At 34.2% G+C, this 18449-nt stretch carries 12 protein-coding genes and 1 pseudogene; 9 read left to right on the plus strand and 4 right to left on the minus strand.

Going from position 1 to position 18449, the window contains the following annotated elements:
* Positions 1–113: 113 nt before the first annotated feature.
* Both I5435_RS07825 and I5435_RS07830 read right to left on the minus strand, forming a co-directional pair.
* Positions 114–2609 carry a winged helix-turn-helix domain-containing protein gene (locus tag I5435_RS07825; protein WP_337983541.1) on the minus strand — a complete coding sequence of 832 codons (2496 nt, stop codon included), beginning with the start codon at positions 2607–2609 and terminating at the stop codon, positions 114–116.
* 145 nt (positions 2610–2754) lie between these two features.
* A pseudogene (locus I5435_RS07830) lies at positions 2755–2934 on the minus strand (site-specific integrase); the annotation flags it as partial.
* Between the two features lie 829 nt (positions 2935–3763).
* On the opposite strand from I5435_RS07830, the gene I5435_RS07835 reads away from it, so the two are divergent.
* Both I5435_RS07835 and I5435_RS07840 read left to right on the plus strand, forming a co-directional pair.
* Positions 3764–4678: a sigma-70 family RNA polymerase sigma factor gene (locus I5435_RS07835; RefSeq protein ID WP_337983542.1), complete on the plus strand. Its 915-nt coding sequence runs from the start codon at positions 3764–3766 to the stop codon at positions 4676–4678.
* A gap of 134 nt (positions 4679–4812) precedes the next feature.
* Positions 4813–5691, plus strand: a complete 879-nt coding sequence (locus tag I5435_RS07840; RefSeq protein ID WP_337983543.1) for a YcdB/YcdC domain-containing protein — start codon at positions 4813–4815, stop codon at positions 5689–5691.
* 454 nt (positions 5692–6145) lie between these two features.
* On the opposite strand, the gene I5435_RS07845 is transcribed toward I5435_RS07840, so the two are convergent.
* Positions 6146–6595, minus strand: coding sequence for a GNAT family N-acetyltransferase (locus I5435_RS07845; RefSeq protein ID WP_108030427.1), 450 nt, complete (start codon positions 6593–6595; stop codon positions 6146–6148).
* A 189-nt stretch (positions 6596–6784) separates the two neighbouring features.
* Here I5435_RS07845 and catA point away from each other — a divergent pair, with 189 nt between their 5' ends.
* Positions 6785–7450 (plus strand): type A chloramphenicol O-acetyltransferase, encoded by a 666-nt coding sequence (gene catA, locus I5435_RS07850; protein ID WP_108030428.1) that lies wholly within the window; start codon positions 6785–6787, stop codon positions 7448–7450.
* 830 nt (positions 7451–8280) lie between these two features.
* On the opposite strand, the gene I5435_RS07855 is transcribed toward catA, so the two are convergent.
* On the minus strand, positions 8281–8412 hold the full coding sequence (locus I5435_RS07855; RefSeq protein ID WP_337983544.1) for a hypothetical protein: 132 nt from the start codon (positions 8410–8412) through the stop codon (positions 8281–8283).
* A 615-nt stretch (positions 8413–9027) separates the two neighbouring features.
* Here I5435_RS07855 and I5435_RS07860 point away from each other — a divergent pair.
* From I5435_RS07860 to I5435_RS07885, 6 genes are all read left to right on the plus strand, one after another.
* A complete protein-coding gene (locus tag I5435_RS07860; protein ID WP_337983545.1) occupies positions 9028–10962 on the plus strand; it encodes an ABC transporter ATP-binding protein/permease in 1935 nt (644 codons plus the stop codon).
* Positions 10963–10985: 23 nt separating this feature from the next.
* Complete coding sequence (locus tag I5435_RS07865; protein ID WP_337983546.1) at positions 10986–12518, plus strand: hypothetical protein; 1533 nt, start codon at positions 10986–10988, stop codon at positions 12516–12518.
* 273 nt (positions 12519–12791) lie between these two features.
* Positions 12792–13475, plus strand: coding sequence for a response regulator transcription factor (locus tag I5435_RS07870; protein WP_337983547.1), 684 nt, complete (start codon positions 12792–12794; stop codon positions 13473–13475).
* Positions 13475–15271, plus strand: coding sequence for a sensor histidine kinase (locus tag I5435_RS07875; RefSeq protein WP_337983548.1), 1797 nt, complete (start codon positions 13475–13477; stop codon positions 15269–15271). The genes I5435_RS07870 and I5435_RS07875 overlap by 1 nt, the downstream gene beginning before the upstream one ends.
* A gap of 566 nt (positions 15272–15837) precedes the next feature.
* Positions 15838–16023 (plus strand): hypothetical protein, encoded by a 186-nt coding sequence (locus I5435_RS23150; RefSeq protein WP_108030434.1) that lies wholly within the window; start codon positions 15838–15840, stop codon positions 16021–16023.
* A gap of 637 nt (positions 16024–16660) precedes the next feature.
* A complete protein-coding gene (locus I5435_RS07885) occupies positions 16661–18346 on the plus strand; it encodes a methyl-accepting chemotaxis protein (RefSeq protein WP_337983549.1) in 1686 nt (561 codons plus the stop codon).
* The last annotated feature ends 103 nt before the right edge of the window (positions 18347–18449 follow it).

The raw sequence follows: 18449 nt of genomic DNA on the forward strand, positions 1-18449 counted from the left end.
GAACAGTTCTTTTTTATGACGTGCATTCATGAATTATGCGGCCTTTGCGTGTCGTCTATAAGTTGACAAAAAAGAGCAACTACCAGCTTTCAAGAGCTGTTAGTTGCTTTTTATTACTTTTTGGCAAGGAGAATAGCTTGTGAACGGGATTTTACACCTAGTTTTTGATAAATAGTAGATAAATAAACGCGAATAGTACCAGCCGATAGATTTAGCATGTTTGCAATTTCACGATTGGTTACACCCTTGGCTAACAGATCAAATACCTCTTTTTCACGCGGTGTCAACACTTCATGACGAACTACATTGGTTGTACAGCTTTGTAAATAATGTAAATAATAGTCTGGGTAAGGATTCCACTTAGCTGCCAATGAATCTAATTGAAAATATTGCTCCAGAAGGGGGAGTAGCTCTTTTTCATCTGCCAATGTCCGAACATAGTAGTATTTAGCTGCCCATTGCAATACTTTATGTAAAATATCTAATGCAATAGCAGTGTTTCCTAAACGATGCTGACAAATAACTTCTAGTACTGTTGCTTCTATCATCGTTGCAACTTGATCATCTTGCTGTGCCTTTGTTTTAACTTGAATGATTACTGGTAGTGCATCCTGAGGTGTGTCCTTTAATAACAATAAACGAGCATAAACGAGCTGCCAAAATGGTTGCTTTGTTTTTGTTGCTAGTAAGAGCATCTCTGCGTTTTGGCTATCTCCCTCGACGATAAAACAATAGGCTTGCATAATTTGAATCGACGTTTGCCAATGTTTTTCCGAAACATCTTCTAACACCTGAGACAACATGATACGAGCTGTATTTGACTGTTGCTGATGAGCGTATATTTTCGCTTTAAGTAAATACATAGGGATATATAAACCTGGGTCTTGATGTTGTTGACCTAATGCAATGGCGATTTCCAACTCTTTTTGGGCAGCTTCTATAAAACTTCGCTCATATAAAGATTCAGCAGCAACCCCATAACTAAATGCTGTCACATTTGCAGTTTGTAATGTTGTTTCTCGAAAAAGTTTGCTAACAGCTTCGCCTTCTTCAAACAGTTGCAGTTTTCCTTTAGAGCCAATACTTGTACGTGAAATCTTATATTCAAAAATATTATAGGGAATCGGAACATTATCCCAGCGAGAAGGAGCAGGACCATTCGCAAGCAAATTGCGCATAATCTCTTCAACCAATTGTAAATTTCCGCCAGAAGCGACAATGGCATACGCTTTTGCACTTTCATATATATAGGCCATTGCAGCATGCTCTTCTTGCGCCATCCATTGTTCTACATGCTGTCGCAGTTCAAGCTCTTCCATTAGAGAAGTAGCTATTTTTGTGTCCATTGTTGTTATAGAAGTTAGGAAGCCGATAACAAGCATTTCATACGAAACGGTATACTGAGCACTTCGAAGTTGATGCAACCAGCGCATGAATGTTGTCGTTTGCCCGGAAGCGTATAGCTGGACAAGATGTTCTGCAATCCATAAAGCAGCTTGATTATATTGTTCATATTTAAGTGCAAGTTCAATGGCAGAATGATAATTTCCTTGATTATAAATAGCATGTGAGACTTCTTGGACAATAGTCTGTACTTGCTGCACGGAATACTGTTTATTTAGTTCTACTTGTAAAGCTTCGGCAAACAAATGATGGTAGCGAAAAACAGGCTTTTTTGTTTGGAGACGAATAATAAATAGACCTTTTGCTTCTAAACTTTCCAACAGTTCAAGACTATTTGACTGCTTTGTTAGTTGGTCACATATCGCTGGTTCTAGCTCGTGCAGTAGGGAGGTCTTTATAAGAAATTTTTGCGTTGTTGTCGGAAGGTTTTGAATGATTTCTTGCCATAAAAATTCAGAAATAAACGGTTGTGCGATATGATCGTATAAGTCAACTTGGTGTTCATTTGCCAAGCGTGTTAATAATAGGCCCGCTACCCATCCTTCCGTTTTGTCCAACATTTGTTGTAAAAATTGTTGATTGAGTGGTGTTACCTGTTTGCAAGAAAAAAATTGCTTCGTTTCTTGGAACGTAAAGCGTAAATGATCCGCATCGAATTCTTGTAGCCATTGTTTCACTCGCCACTTAGCAATAGGGAGGGCTAGGGTTGTTCGAGTCGTTAGATAGACGTGTATCTCTACAGGTAAGTACTCGATAAATTGTGTCATAAGTTGATGAATTACCGGATTATCGATTACATGATAATCATCTAATACAATTTGAATCGGTTTTGCTAAAGCATGGAGCTCCTCTAAAAATGAATTTATAAAAAATTCCAGTGTAGCTAGGTCTTGGGTGTGTAAAAGCGGTGCAAGTACTTGATCGATAGGGCATTGATAGGCTTTTGCAACGGCATGCACAGCATACGTCCAAAAACGAATCGGATCATTATCAGCAGCATCAAGTGAAAGCCAAGCGACCGTTGCCTTCTTAGATTTGAACCAACTACTTAGAACAGTCGTTTTCCCATAACCTGCTGGTGCACGGAGAACCGTCACTTTTTTATAAGTTTGGTTCTGTAAAAGATCAAACAATTGCTTGCGCTCAATCAAATCAGGTGTATTGAGAGGAATAGTTAATTTAGAAGATACTAGTGTAGTAGACATCTTTTTTTACCTCATTTTTTTAAATTTAGGATAATCATGTAATTAATTTTACTACAAGCGTTAACATAATTTCGAATGTTAATAGTCCTAGCATTAGATAAATGATAAAAACATTGATTTATCAACGTTTATAAGGTTATTTAAACTAATTAGCCCCAGTTTTAGCCCCACCCATTTCTAAACTTCTGCTGAACACTTCCATTGACTGCTCTTCCAACTCTTTCATTACATGCCCGTAAATTTCATAAATCATTGCTGGAGTATTTCCTAATCGTTCAGCAATGGTTTTTACGTTTTGCCCACTATTTAATAGAATCGTTGCATAATTTTATTTGGAACGGATTATTAGATGATGGGAAGTTGAAGTATCTTTTGTCAACAATTGAAGCAGGATTATGGACTATCTTTTATTCTTTGGATAACAATGTCACTTGAAGGTCTACCAACAATCAATATTACGGTCAAATTCCTCTATGTATAACTCTTTGAGCCTAAACGTAAGGAGAAATGGTTAAAACGTAACAAAATCACGTTATTTAATAAATATAAGCAGTCTAAGTACACGTTTAATAAAAGGCTGCAACGTGTGTTCTATGGTAAGAATAGTTTGATTCAGGTCAAACAAGAACTAGAAGGTTTGTACGAATTGAAGTTTATCGAGAAAGAAAACATGATGCGAAGTTTGATCAATTCCAAGCATCTTCACACCATACATTGGCGTATTTATTAAGATCAAGTAGTGTATGTGTTACAAACGATGATTTACAAGACATGCAGTTTGCTTGTAAGCAAGAGGTCATTACGCCAATGTATTATGCTGTGGAGTCGAATGAAAACGCGATGTCTACGGTGAAAGCTGTCATGGCCGACATTTTAAGTACAACTGTGTGAGAGATTGAACGACAAACTGGTAATAGTTGAGTGTTAGGGGCGTATTTCCGCAGGATCTGCCCCCTTAGCTGCAATAGAAAAAGCGATCCCTCATAATTTTTACTTTTTCACCGAGAGCGCACATACATTCGACTTGATAAAATTGTCGTTTTGTCGTCCATTTTGGCAATTCTCTACAAAATATAAGGAAAAACATAAAAATTCATTATCTAGTGAAACCTTTTCATCTAAAATGTTACTCTAACAATATAGGAGGGATTTAGATGGAACAATTAGTAAGAGCAGCTATCGACGGTCAGCAAGCTGCATTTGAGCAGCTAGTAGAAGCTGAAAAGTCTAAGCTTCTCGCAAAAGCATACTCCTATGTTAGTAACAGAGAAGACGCATCAGAAATTGTACAAGAGACATTGCTGCAAGCTTTTAAATCAATGCATCAATTAAAAGAACCAAAATATTTCTCTACATGGCTATTTAAGATATTGCTACGACAATGTTTTGCTTTTCTACGCCAAAAAAAGCGTACACTAGTAGTGGAAACTGAGCTTATACAGCAACAGCTATTTGAACAAGAACCTTCAGTGAACTGCGAATTTGTCCATGAGGCATTGTCTTTACTTCGAAAAGATTATCAAACCGTACTTATATTATTTTATTTTTATGATTTTAAAGTACAAGAAATCGCCTATCTTCTAGATAAGCCAATCAATACGATCAAAATGTATTTACATCGTGGTCGTATCCAATTAAAAAAGCAACTTGAACAACGAATGAACAAGCCAATCATGCAGAAAGAAGTGATACATATGCTAAAGGAACAACTAGCGAAATTAGCGTTAAACTTTGTGTCAATTCCTGATAACTATCAATTACTAATAGAGGATTATTCAAACGAACAAGCTACATTTATGTGGTCTACAGACGAATTAGAAGAAGGAATTGAAGTGTCACTTGATCCGAAAGGAAAATTATTAGATTTAACTAGACCTCCTTCAACAACAGGTACACTTGTCACAACGCAGCAGCAGCAAGCCATTGCAGAACAATTTTTAACAGCGCAATACACTGAAGCATTAGATTATTTAACTGTATCTACTATCATTGAAAAAGAGGATGGAACAAATTTTTTATATAAACAATTTGTGGGAGGCTATCCTCTTGAAAGCTATTACACGAAATAATCGTTTCCAAGTACGGAGAAATTATTAATTTTAAGTACAATGGGTACACGAAAGCTCCACCCAAAATCCCTACGCAGCTTGCCAGCAAGGACAAGATTTTACAACAAGTATTTAAAGCCCCATGGACATTATCGGTGAAATATTTAGTTAGTGACAATTATTATGTTCCACAATCTGGCCTGTACCCGATTTACGAGAGTCCAATTGTATACCAGTCATTTAATGCAATTAATGGAAAAGTATTATTTGAAGAGGAAGTTGAGGAAGACGTATCTTCCTTCACCAAGTTTCCTTACGTAAAACCACTCGAAAAGCAGAAGACACTTGAAAATATTATAGGTGTAACAGATTGTATGGAAAAACTACGGGAAATCGAAATAGACGAAAATACACTGGGCATTGTATGGCGAAAAAAAGATTGGAAAGCTCCGAAAGATAAATCGATGGAAAATTTCCTGCTTGAACGTATAGAGGATACGGTGAAGGCGAAGGTTGATAAGCATTCAAGGAATTTAAAGGAGTTCATGTGGTTTAAAGAGCGTACAGGTGAACTGGATCTTTCGTTCGACGATTGTCGCGATATTGCTTGTACATTTATTGCGACCTATTTTAAACAATATGTTCCTTATTTACAAATGCAAATCAAGAAACCATCCTTTAATGAGGCGAACCGTGCATTTTTCACTTTTCCGCTGCACGTAGCTCCTGGCTTACAAATAGAATGGGAACATTTTTACGTTGGCGTAAATAAAACGACGGGATTCATCGATATATTCAGGTCTCCTAGTATTGACCTAGAACTTCTTTACTCCTATGATTCTGCAACTATTCAACCTATAGAGAACGTAATACCTGCCTTAAAAAAGGCCGATGCCTTTTTACAATGGTCTAGACAGTATGATGAAAATAAAAATGATGAAGTATTACAATATCGATTGGGACTATCGGAAACAAAACAGCAGATTGTTGGTATAGATGCAACGACAGGACAACTTATAGTCAGTAAACTTTAATTAAATCGGGGAATATATAACTTTTATAAGCCTACAAATGAAACAAAGAGACACAGAACAAGTTATCTTTTCATACCATATTGTTATCAAACTAATAACGCTCCTATTCATTCTATAGAGAAAACCACCTAAAACATTATTACTTCAATGTTCTAGGTGGTTCTTCTCATAAACCACGCTTGCTAATAATACGGTTCACCAAAACTAATAGTTAACTGTAATACCTTTTTTGTCCATCTTTTCCTATAGTTGTGAAAAATCTTTTTTCTACTAAAAGGGATCACGTCAGATTTATACCAATAAAGCGTCCAATCGAGGGCTAAATTTGTGCTTAGTCTAAGGCTGTTGTCTTAAAGATTGTTGCTTTTGAATAATTAAGGATAATATTCACTGTTGATATAATTACATTAAATGGAGGTAAGAGATTTTATGAATTTCATTGAATTTTGAAGCATTATTGAACTTGAACTAATGAAAGCTTCATAACAACTTCGTTTCCTTCCATTTCTCCGGTTTCTGAAAAACCAACTTTTTGATAAAGTTTTTTTGCTACTAGATTTTCTTCAACATAATTTATTTGAATATAGTCGAATAAGTTTTCTTGCTTCAAAAATTCTATAGCTTTATTTAACGCTTCCTTACCATAGCCTTTTCCTTGATGTGCACTCCCTAACATAAAACGCCAAATTTCTACTTTCCTATTTTCTATTCTATAGTCAAACATTATAAATCCTACAATTGTATCATCATTATAAATAGCATAGGGCTGGGCCCTATCGTAAAATACCCATGCTTGTGCAAGTGATTTCATATTTGACGAAACAAAATTTTGCTGTTCTCCTACAAGTTCTAAACCAAAAACTTCTTGGTAGTTATTAGGGTTCACTTTCTCTAATCTAATCATCCATATACCTCCAAACTTTGTTTGAAAACTTAAATATTGCTATAATTATAGCAATATTTAAAAGGATATTCATTTCTTTTCTGATTGGGGTTTCGATATATTCATACGGATTAAAAACATTAAAGTAAAGAACTGTTACCTAAAATGATTTAAGAAGGTTAGACTTTAACTATTGGAGGAGGTAAATAAATGAAATTTAATTTAATTAATATTGATAATTGGGATAGAAAACCTTATTTTGAGCATTTTTTAAATCATACAACATGTACATTTAGTATTACTGCAAATATAGACATCACACAGCTATTACAACAGTTACGAAAAAAGAACATCAAGTTTTATCCTACTTTTATATATATGGTTACTAGGATTATTAATGCACACGAAGAATTTAGAACTTGTTTTGATGAGCAAGATAGACTTGGATATTGGGATGAATTGATACCTAGCTTTACAATTTTCCATAATGATAATAAAACGTTTTCTAATATGTGGACGGAGTATTCATCTGATTTTGATACATTTTATCAAAATTATCTAGAAGATATGGAACTATACGGTGCTATAAAAGAAATGACCTCTAAGAAATTTCAGCCAAAAAATACTCTCCCGATTTCGAGCATTCCATGGGTTAGTTTTACAGGGTTTAACCTAAATATTATTAATGACGGAAGGTATTTATTGCCAATAATCACTAGCGGTAGGTATTTTGAACAAGAAAATAAAATATTTTTACCTTTATCATTGCAAGTACATCATTCAGTTTGCGATGGATATCATTCCAGTATATTCTTAAATGAGTTACAGCAGTTAGCAGATAATTTTGGTGAATGGTTGTATATACGTGAGCACTAGTAGTTGTGACTAATAACCAGTTTATTTTCTATTGATCTCCATGAAAGAACTTATTAATCTTTCATTCTTTGTATTGTAGCACTGATTTTCTGCTTTATGGATGTCTAACGGGAGACAATTAAACAAAATAAACCTATTTAGATGTTTATTTTTAACTCAAACTTTTTTTATTAAACAGATGAACTAGCGTATTTCTGTAATTAAAACTACTTTGCAATGAAATCGTGGGGGCAGCCTCTTTCCATTTTTTATACAAAAATAATCGTCTTCTTTTGTAAAAAGAAGTTACCAGACCACATTCAACATAAAGGACGATTATGGATAACCAAATGATTACACAATCAGATTATTATATGAAAATGAAGACAGCTTCACAAAAACCACGTAAATTGCTTTTGTTTATATTCTATACGGATACGCTACTCTTCTATGCTCTATTCAATTTATAGAATAGCGGGCATTAAGCTTTTCTTGAGATGCTGATATACAGCTGGCCCCCTTGCTGGAGAATCATGCCCGCATAGGTTCCCGTATCATGGACTATCGCCATTCACACTGAAATGATTATTGACCAATAACCGTTTAAATATTTTAAGAGATAATATGTAAATTAGGTACATAAAAATGCTAGTAATAAAAATGATAATCAAGTTAATACCGAGTAAAATATATTCACTCGAAGTGATATGCCCGCGATTTCCATATAAAATTGCAACATATAAGAGATAAATAGAAATGCTGCCAACCATGTTATTATGTATAAATAGTTTAACCTGTTGTTTCAGCATAATACTTATCTCCGTTATTCCCTGCCTGTTTTTTCTTATTTATTAGATGCTAACCGCCATTTCTTCAGAGCTTCTTTTAATAATTTCATTTTTAAGGTCATTGGCAAAAGAATAAGTTTCATTTGGATTTTTTACATTAAATAATATAAAATTTTCAAAGTTTTCCTGTTGCATAACCGCCATTTTCTTCTTTAAAAAGTGATATGAGAAATCTTGATACAATGAGTCTGTCCATTCATATACTTTATACAAAGAATCAAAAAAAATTCTATTATCTTCTCTGCATTGTCCATTTACCCATTGTCTTTCCTCAACAATATGATCTTTAACAAGATGGCCACTTCATAGTTTCTCGGAAAAACGCCCGATTGTGAAATATGGACCATAAAGTTTCAAAACAATGCAGCTTAGAATTCTACTTAATATCCCCATAACCACCAACTATAGTAATAATAACTAAAGAACTGGATACACTAAACTTTTTTATAATTGTCATTTTTCTCATTCCTTTCGTAATTTAAAAATAAATAATTCTTCAAGAGGGGGACCTAAAATATATGACAATGTAAATGCCAATTCTAAACTTATTGAATTGAGTACCGTATTAGATGATGATTCTGAGGTGAAAATCCTGCGCTTTCTTGGCATTCCAGTTACTACGGAGTTATGGGATATCTTTTCTGCTTGATAATCTTCTCCAATAGTCACAAAAAAGTCATAAGGAATTCATAAGGTAATCATAACCACCCATTATCTTAATAGATAACAATTAAAAGAAGGGGTGGTTCAATGATAGAAATTAGAAATGTTAGTAAAACCTATTATCCCGATAAATCAACACCAATTCCTGCATTGAAAAAGGTAAATTTAATATTAGATAACGGTGAGTTTGTAGCGATTGTAGGGGCTTCGGGCTCTGGAAAGTCCACACTTCTCAACACACTTGGGGGTCTGGATAAACCCGATTCTGGAGAGGTGTACATAAATGAAATCCCTATGTCGACGTTTAACGATTATCAGTATTCTGATTACAGGAAAGATAACGTGGGATTTGTATTTCAACATTTTCACCTAATTCCTCACCTGACAGTGTTGGAAAATGTTGAATTGGCTTTGGCTATGAGCTCGTATGAGAAAAAGGAAGCTTACCAAAAATGTGTACAAGCCCTTCAAGAAGTTGGTCTGGAAAAAGCGATTCATCAAAAAGCTAATGAATTGTCAGGAGGGCAGCAACAAAGAGTCGCGATTGCAAGAGCATTAGTTAAGTCGCCAAACATCATCTTAGCGGATGAACCTACGGGTGCCTTAGATTCCCATACTTCTAAAGAGATAATTGATTTATTGAAAAGTATTTCTGAGCAAGGCCACTTGGTCGTTGTAGTCACCCATGATGAGGCGGTTGCTGAGCAAGCTTCAAGAATCGTTCGAGTTAAAGACGGAGAAATTATCGAGGATAGGAAACAATGTACTCAGGATGCTGTTCAAATGGAGATAACAGAAGAACCCCGGAAACGTTCTTTTCAACTGAAATCGGCATTTAGACTTTCTTATCACAGGATTAAGGAAAAAAGGTGGCGCTATTTCCTTGTATCCATAGGTATCTCTATCGGGATATGTGGATTTTTACTGGCTCTGGCGTTCGGGAGTGGCATAGACAACTATATACAGTATTCATCTGATAAAGTAATAGATAGTAAAAAATTAGATTTTAAAAAAGAACAAGATTATATGGTTAGTTCCGATTATTATGAACTCAAGAAAAATGAGCATATCAAATTAGTGCAGCCTGAATTCGAACTATCGGCAAGAATTGAGAAAAAGCCAGATATCATCAGTTTTGATGTTAAGTCTTTACATAAAGAAAAAAATAGAAAAGATTACGCCTCGCCAAAGGTATTGTATGGTCAACTTCCAAACGATGGGAAGCACGGAATAGCCTTGTCAGAAAGCACAGCCAAAAAAATGCTGAAGGAAGGCGGCAAATTGGAAGAATTAATCGGTAAAGAGATAACTATTAAATTTCTGTCTATGGACGAAATTACAAGCTATCCCTCTAGATGGGACACGCAAAAGCTGAAGATTTCTGCCATTACGGAACAATCTTTTATTGGAAAAGAATATTCTTATATTCCCTATGATTTCCATACAGAAGTAGTTAAACGTTCAAGATTTATCGGAAAAGACTCAGAAATAACGACCAACAACTATGAAGTGTATGTGGATAATAAAAGTTCAATCAAATCAGTTGTCAACCAGTTTAAACAAAGCTATACCATTACAACACCTGAAAATGTATTGAAAGAGTTAACTAAAACATTTAAAAATATACAGCTTGCTATTACTGGAGTTTCTATGCTAATTCTCTTAATCTCCTCTATTATGGTAGGAATTATTCTTTATATCAGTGTTTTAGAGCGTAGAAAAGAAATCGGTTTGTTCAAAGCAATTGGCGGCAGGAACAAAGAAGTTCGCTGGATCTTCTTTTCAGAAGCAATTTTGTTGGGGGGCATGGCTTCTATCAATGGTACAGTTCTAGGCATTGTGGTTCAGGTTATTTTAAATCGTGCACTAGAAGCTAAAATTCATTTCGAGCTGTTACAAATAGATGTATTTACAGTACTGTTAACTATAGGATTTGGCATCGTTATTAATGTATTGGCATGTATGATTCCAGCTAACCAAGCAGCAAAGTTAAATCCGATTCAACTGCTTAAACAGGATTAATTATTAAAAAAAGGATGATAATTATGTTAAAAACAGTACGTTTAATGTTCATGATTTTGATTATAACCATATTAACGGCATGCAACAACAATATTCAGGAAACAACCGAAAAGCCTGAAAACAAAAAGATTGAAGAATCCCAGAAGACGAACGAAGATTCGATGGATAGCAACCCGATTGAAAATAGTAAAAAAAGTAGAGAAATAACGCCTGAATTAGTGAAAGATATTAAAAAGATTTTGATAGACGATGCAAGCAAGCTATGGCCATCGTTCAATACTGATGATAAGCAAATATTATTATTAAATCCTTCAAATAAAATGGCCTATTTGATTAACAACCAGAAGACCGATATTGGAACTAAAGACGAGGTGATTGAGTACAGTACGGATTCCATTAAGGATACACAATTGTTAGTCACCCCCTTCCAATTAACAACATTTAACGATCATCCTACCTATGCATTTAACCTTGATTTTGCGTCAGACTTGTATTCTGACGCAGGTGAGAAAACATACGAACGTGTGTTTAAGTTTATTGTTCATGAAGGGATTCATATTCTACTACAGTCTGGAAATTCTGTGGAAGGACTTGGTACAAGAGCTGAAACATATCCTGAAGATACTGACAGTAGATATTACCGAAATGAAATGTACCAGTACCTGAAGGAGGCTATTGGCAAGAACAAAGATGAAAAAATAAATCAGGTTCAAAAAGCAGTATATTTTTATGAATTATATCTAAATAGCAACAAAAAGAATAAGCAGCAGGATGGCTACGATAATATTGAAGGAATGGCTACTTATCTAGATGCAAAAGCATATCAGATGATTAAACATCCAGACGCAACTACAGAAGAAATAAATGAGTTGACTGCACAAAGTATCATAGATAACTTTATTCCAGCTGATCAAGAGCAAGAAAAAGTACTCTTGATGAAGGGTCAAGAATTTTATGATATTGGAGCTTTAGCAATTGCCTCTGCAGTTGACTTGAACCTTAATGACAAAACAATATTAACAGCTTCTCCTTTAGGATTATTAAATTCTCAATTCGGTAGCAAAAAAGCTGAAGGTCATCAAAATATTAAAAAAGCTAACGCTGATTATTACAATTCTTATAATAGTAAGCTAAAATCTTATATAGATGATATAGCATCCAAACAGAGGGATGACAAATATGTAGCAGTTAGAATCCCTGTTACAATCCAAAACTCTTCAGTTATGTATGAGGATATGATTGTAGAATATCAATATAAAGAGATTCCGGCAGAAATACAGACAGCGACTAGAGAAATTCTTCTTCCAGATACTCGAATTAAACTTAATAAAATGAAATCTATTTTCATAGAAGCTCCTCTGGAAGGTTTGGAAGGTTTGGAAAATCCGGAGAAGATGAATCCAACAATGATAATGGGTTACACGATTGTATTTATTCCTAAAAAAGATATTGAGTTCTCTCAGGATAAACTACTTACGATTCAAAGAGATGATTTATTAATTTTTGATGCCAAGTATGTAGAAAAAGACGGAGAGTATCAAATATTGGTGAACTAACGTATCCATATATTTAGCAGGCATCCTTCTTCGTACGGCAAGTAAATCTACTATGAAGATGCCTGCTTTATCCCGTATTAACGGGTAGTAATTTATTTGTAGTGAAACCGAAGCGTCAGGTACAAGACTCAGACCTCAATATTCAGCGATGCAAAGAAATTAGCTGGGAGTATTTACTGACCGTAAAAGCCGATTAGTGAAGATTACTAATGAGAGAGGGTTAAGTAACCCCCACTGATTATAGCTTCACTTTATTGATTGAGGAGATAATTAATGAAGCGAACGATTTTAATTATAGAAGATGAAATAAAAATTGCTAATATAATAGCTGACTATTTTACCATGAACGAATACAAAATCCTAATTGCGACGGATGGTAAGGTTGGTCTGCAAATGTTTGAAGAAGAATCAGTCGATTTAATTATTCTTGACATCATGCTACCAGAGATCGATGGATTCTCCGTGTGCAGAAGAATTAGAAAAAAATCAGACATTCCTATCATCATGCTGACAGCACGTTCAGAAGTAGAAGATCAGTTGATGGGCTATGAATTTAAAGTGGACGATTATATGACTAAGCCGTTTAATCCTGAGATTCTAGTAGCTAAATCTAAAGTTCTTCTCTATAGAATCTATACTGTTAAAAAAGAAGAAAAAGATAAAGAAACCTTGACACTAAAAGGAGTCACGATTAGCAAACTTACACGTGAAGTATGGATAGATAGCACGTCCATTGAATTAGAGCCAAAACAATTTGATCTTTTACTATATTTGATGGAAAACAAGCATATTGTCTTGTCTAGAGATCAAATATTAAATGAAGTATGGGGATATGATTATTTCGGAAGCGCAAGAGTAGTTGATGCGCAAGTCAAAAAACTTAGAAAAAACCTACAGCATAAAGCCTACCTAATTAAAACCATATTTGGTTTAGGCTATAAATTCGAGGTGGAATAATGCGAAAAAGAGGGATTGCCTATAAGCTTTTTTTAATTCATATCTTATTATTTACCTCTATATTTATAATCCAAATCGTCTTTCAATCGATTTATTTCGAACCTTATTATATCCATAACAAGAAACAAAATATGGAAGAGTTTGCTCGTGCAATTCAATCAAAGATTAATAATCATGAGCTAACTGACGCTATTAATCAGTACATTTCCGAAATGTCAGAGAGTAATAATGCTATCATTTCGGTTATCGATGATCAACTTCAGCATCATTACGGATCGTCATTAAACAATAACTACACACAATTCGTGGTCAGAACGAAGGACAACAAGAAGTATAATATCATAGATGATTTACTAGCCATCGACTATAAAGAAATAAATGAAGAAGACATCATATCCATAGACGGGCTTTTACTGGATGATAAGGAATCCTTGGTTCTCCCGAATAAAATCAAAATTGGTACCCAAGTCTTAGTGCCACCCGAGATATCCTCGATATTTTTTGAAAGATTCACTATAGATGATAATGACTTAATAAATCAGCAGCCTAAGCCTATTGCAATTGAAGGGAAAGTGATTTCGAAACCAACTGAAAGTAAATCCTTCATAGCGCAAAAAAATGTCCTCATTCAAGAAATGCTTGTCATGATGAATAGAAAAGAAGAACGAGTATCTCCAAATCAAATATATACGGTACGGGATACACAGACAGACATTAATAATTTAGTGTTAACTGAAAATGTGGAAGGAACAGATTTAGTAATATTCGCTGTCACTTCTCTTCAATCTGTAGATGAGGTTATTGGAAATTTAAATCAGTACTATATTATTTTATTTGTTTTCACGATGATTATCGTTATTTTAATAGCTATTATTTTCTCTAAGACATTATCCAAGCCTCTAGTTAAAATGAGCACTATCGCGAATCAGATTGCAAATCAAAATTTCAGCGAAAAATATCTTGTCCATTCCAAAGACGAGCTAGGACAAATGGGCGAGGCATTGAACAAAATTTCTACAAACCTAGAACAGAAAATTACGGAATTAGTCCATGCCAATGAAAAACTTGCACAAGATTATGAATTACAGTTGAAGTTGAAGGAAAAAGAAAAAGAGTTTGTTGCCAATATATCTCACGAATTAAAGACCCCTTTAACTGTAATAAACGGTTATATTAAAGGTATAAAAAATGGGATATACGACCAAAACGACTTAAAATTTTGTGATGTTATTTTGGATGAAGTTGACAGAATGACAGAAATGGTGCAAGAAATGCTTGATATTTCGAGACTGGAGTCTCCTACATATCAGCTTATTGAGAGCACTTTTGACTTATGGCATACTTTCTTAAAGGTGTTCGATAAATTCAAAGTAATGGCTGACGAAAAAGGATTGCAGATTCTGTTTGAAATTGATGACGAAGCTTATGTAAGTGGGGATATAAAAAGAATTGAACAAGTCATCACCAACTTATTTATAAATGCTGTAAAATATACACCAAAACAAAACCGTATCAACATCAAAATTATCTATCTAGAGAGTTTAAACAAATATATGTTCAAAATTGAGAATGAGAACACATTCATTCCTTATAAAGAAATGGAACAAATATGGAATCCATTTTACAGAGTAGAAAAATCAAGAAGCAAAGAATTTGGTGGTTCAGGCTTAGGTTTAGCTATTGTAAAACAAATACTGGAACGTCATCATAGTAGCTTTGGCGTAAATAATACTAAAAATGGAGTCGAATTTTACTTTGACTTGAAAGCGGTTAGTACAGATTACTTGGATTACTAATCACCAACTGTTTTCCTCTACCTCTGTTGAATGAAGATAAATAAAAGGGGTGCTCTAAAAGCCATTTGTGAACTTTTGGAATATCCCCTCTAAACATTTGTTACGCGATTGTAAATGTCGAAATAACAATGTACATTTTTGCTAGTCTGAGCATCTACACTTTCATTGATTAACTACTTTCCTATACAAGTGCGTGAATAATTACAACTTGACACGTGGCCACTACTCGCACAATTCGATAGCCTAGAACCCAGCTATATCAAGGGCTTACTAACCGGCCAAGGATGTCATGCTCGTCTCTCCCTGTAAAGGTGTAATATATATAAATCAAAATGTACTTGGGGAACTGACCCCAATAGGTAAAGACAAATAAAAAAAGCATCTTCGATTGAAATTCGGGTATAGATACTTAAATTTCAATTTGGAGGTGTTTTTTCTATGGGAACAAGAGTGAGTTATCCCTATGATGTAAAAATGAAAGCATTGAGATGCGATTAGCAGGTGTACCTATCAAACAGATTTTATTGGAATTAAATATACGCCATAAAACACAGGTGGAAACATGGATGCGTTGGTATAGAAATGGCGAAGTCAATCGTTTGAAACAACCTGTAGGCAAACAATATAGCTTTAATAAAAGTCCTGAACCGGACAATGAACAAACGAAATTAACATTGGAAAACCGTTATTTAAAGCAACAAATGGAGGTGCTAAAAAAGTACGCAGAATTGGAGAGGAAGTGGTTGGAGTGACAACAGCTAAATATTTGTTGGAAAAATCTGAACCTGTACATTAATAAGACAATTAAAAAGGCATTCTGTATTATAAAACTATTTATTATATATTAATTCTTTTAAGTATGATTTAACTTGTAATATGTATATTTCCCCACATTATTTTATTGATTTAGTACAATAATTGAGGGGATTTTGTATAATTCACCATTGACCTAAATGACTTATTTAATATAAAAAGTGAACTCTAAATTATTAAATTAGGTTAATTCATTAAATAATGACTCTGAGTATAACAAGTTTAAAAAGTCGGAAGAACATTTAATTAAGTTATGGACATACCAAGGAAGATTCGTTACTGTAAGAAGGGCGATTCCTGCATTACCTTTATTATTAAGCTATTTGATTGAACTGTTTAAATAGTTTTAGATTTGCATAATACTGGCTTTAAGGGTGAGATTACTGGCTTTTATAGAAGATTGAGAGGAACAAAAGACATGCTTTAACATATGGATATTTTCATATAACCAGATGAATTTAAAATGCTTTATTATTAAATGATTAACTAGTTTAAAAGGTTAATGCATTATTGAATTATTATTCTAATATACTTTTTTAAAAGAAAGGTGTTTCAAAATATGGGAGGTTTAGATTTATGTCAATTAAAAAGAAAATTTACTTAGGGTTTGGGAGTATTATGTTATTTCTATTACTTAGTTCTACCATTGCATTTGTCCAATTAAGTAGTGTTGATAACAAGTATACATTTACTATAGAAGACAGAGTCTATAAACTTTTACAAGTCGATGCAATATTAAACGCATCTTCTTTACAAGGTCTTTACATTCGTTCTTACATACTTGATCCAAGTGATGAAACAATTAAAAACCTGGAAAAACAGGAAGAACTAATCGAACAAAAAACTGCAGAATTAGAAAAAATAATAAAAAATCCTGAAATGCAAAAACAACTTCAAAGTATAAAAGAAAACCAAGCAAAATTTAATCAAGGTGCGCAAGATATTATCAATACATATGACAAAGAAGATGTTCAAGCTTCAATTGAAAAAATACAAGTCTTGGTGCGTCCTGCAAACGAAGGTATTCAACTTGCGGTGAATAAAATTTCTGTTTATCAAAAGGAGTTGATGGAAAAGGCGAACACGGAAGCAACTAAAATTGCAAATAATAGTTCACTGATCATTTTAGGTATTGCTATCGTAACCACAATTCTTGCTCTTCTCATTTCAGTATTTATTACTCGTTTAATTACTGTACCTATTAATAAACTAAATGCTACTGCAAAAGTTATTGCTGAGGGTGATTTAAGCGGAGAAGATATAAATGTGAAAACAAACGATGAAATTGGAGTATTAGCTGATTCATTTAATGAAATGAAAAGGAGATTACATTCAATTATTAATAATGTTGCTGCAAATGTAGAGCAGACAACGGCCGCTGCTGAACAATTAGCAGCCAGTACAGATCAAGTAGCTATCTCATCCAATGAAGTAGCCAATCGAATAGAGGTAACATCAGAGGGTGCTAATCAATCAGCTATAACGGGACGAGAAAGTGCGACCGCAATGGATGAAACTGCCCATGGTGTACAACGAATTGCAGAAGCAACACAGCTACTTAATTCAAAAGCATTAGACACACAAGTGATTGCTAATGAAGGCGGAAAAACATTACAGACCGCAGAAAACCAAATGGCTGTTATTCAACAATCTTCTCATGAGACAAATGAGCGAATTAAACAGTTAAGTGCACAATCAACAGAGATAGAAAAAATTATAAAAGTTATTACGGATATTACGGAGCAAACAAATCTTCTTGCCCTTAATGCAGCTATCGAAGCGGCACGTGCTGGTGAGCATGGAAAAGGTTTTGCAGTCGTTGCCGATGAAGTTCGAAAGCTTGCAGAAGAATCAAAAGCTTCTGCTCATCAAATTGTTGACCTAACAACATCTATTCAACAAGAAACAAATGCAGTTGAAAAGGCAGTGAGTGTCACTGTGCAAAATGTCGAAGAAGGTGTTACCTTTATCCAAAATGCCCAAGTATCATTTGATACTATTATGAAGGCCATTCAAGAAATTACTTCTCAAATTGAAGACGTTTCTGCTTCTACTGAAGAAATTTCGGCAAGTACTGAAGAAGTGGCCGCTTCAGTAAATGAAATGGCTTCTGCTGCAACTACCGCCGCAGAACAATCCGAAATGATTGCTGCAGCTGTAGAAGAACAAACAGCAACGATTCAAGAAATCAATGCTGTAGCTAAATCGTTAAGTGAAGGTGCAATGACAGTGCAAGAAGAAATTAATAAATTTAAAATATAATGAAAGGATTAAATTGGTTAGTTGCTTTATGAAAAAAATCATCCTTTTCTATTAAAAAGAAGTCCTCATTTCCATTTAAAAAGGAGATGAGGATTTTCTGCCT

Origin of the sequence: Lysinibacillus sp. C5.1, assembly GCF_016350185.1 — a bacterium.
GTDB lineage: Bacteria > Bacillota > Bacilli > Bacillales_A > Planococcaceae > Lysinibacillus > Lysinibacillus sphaericus.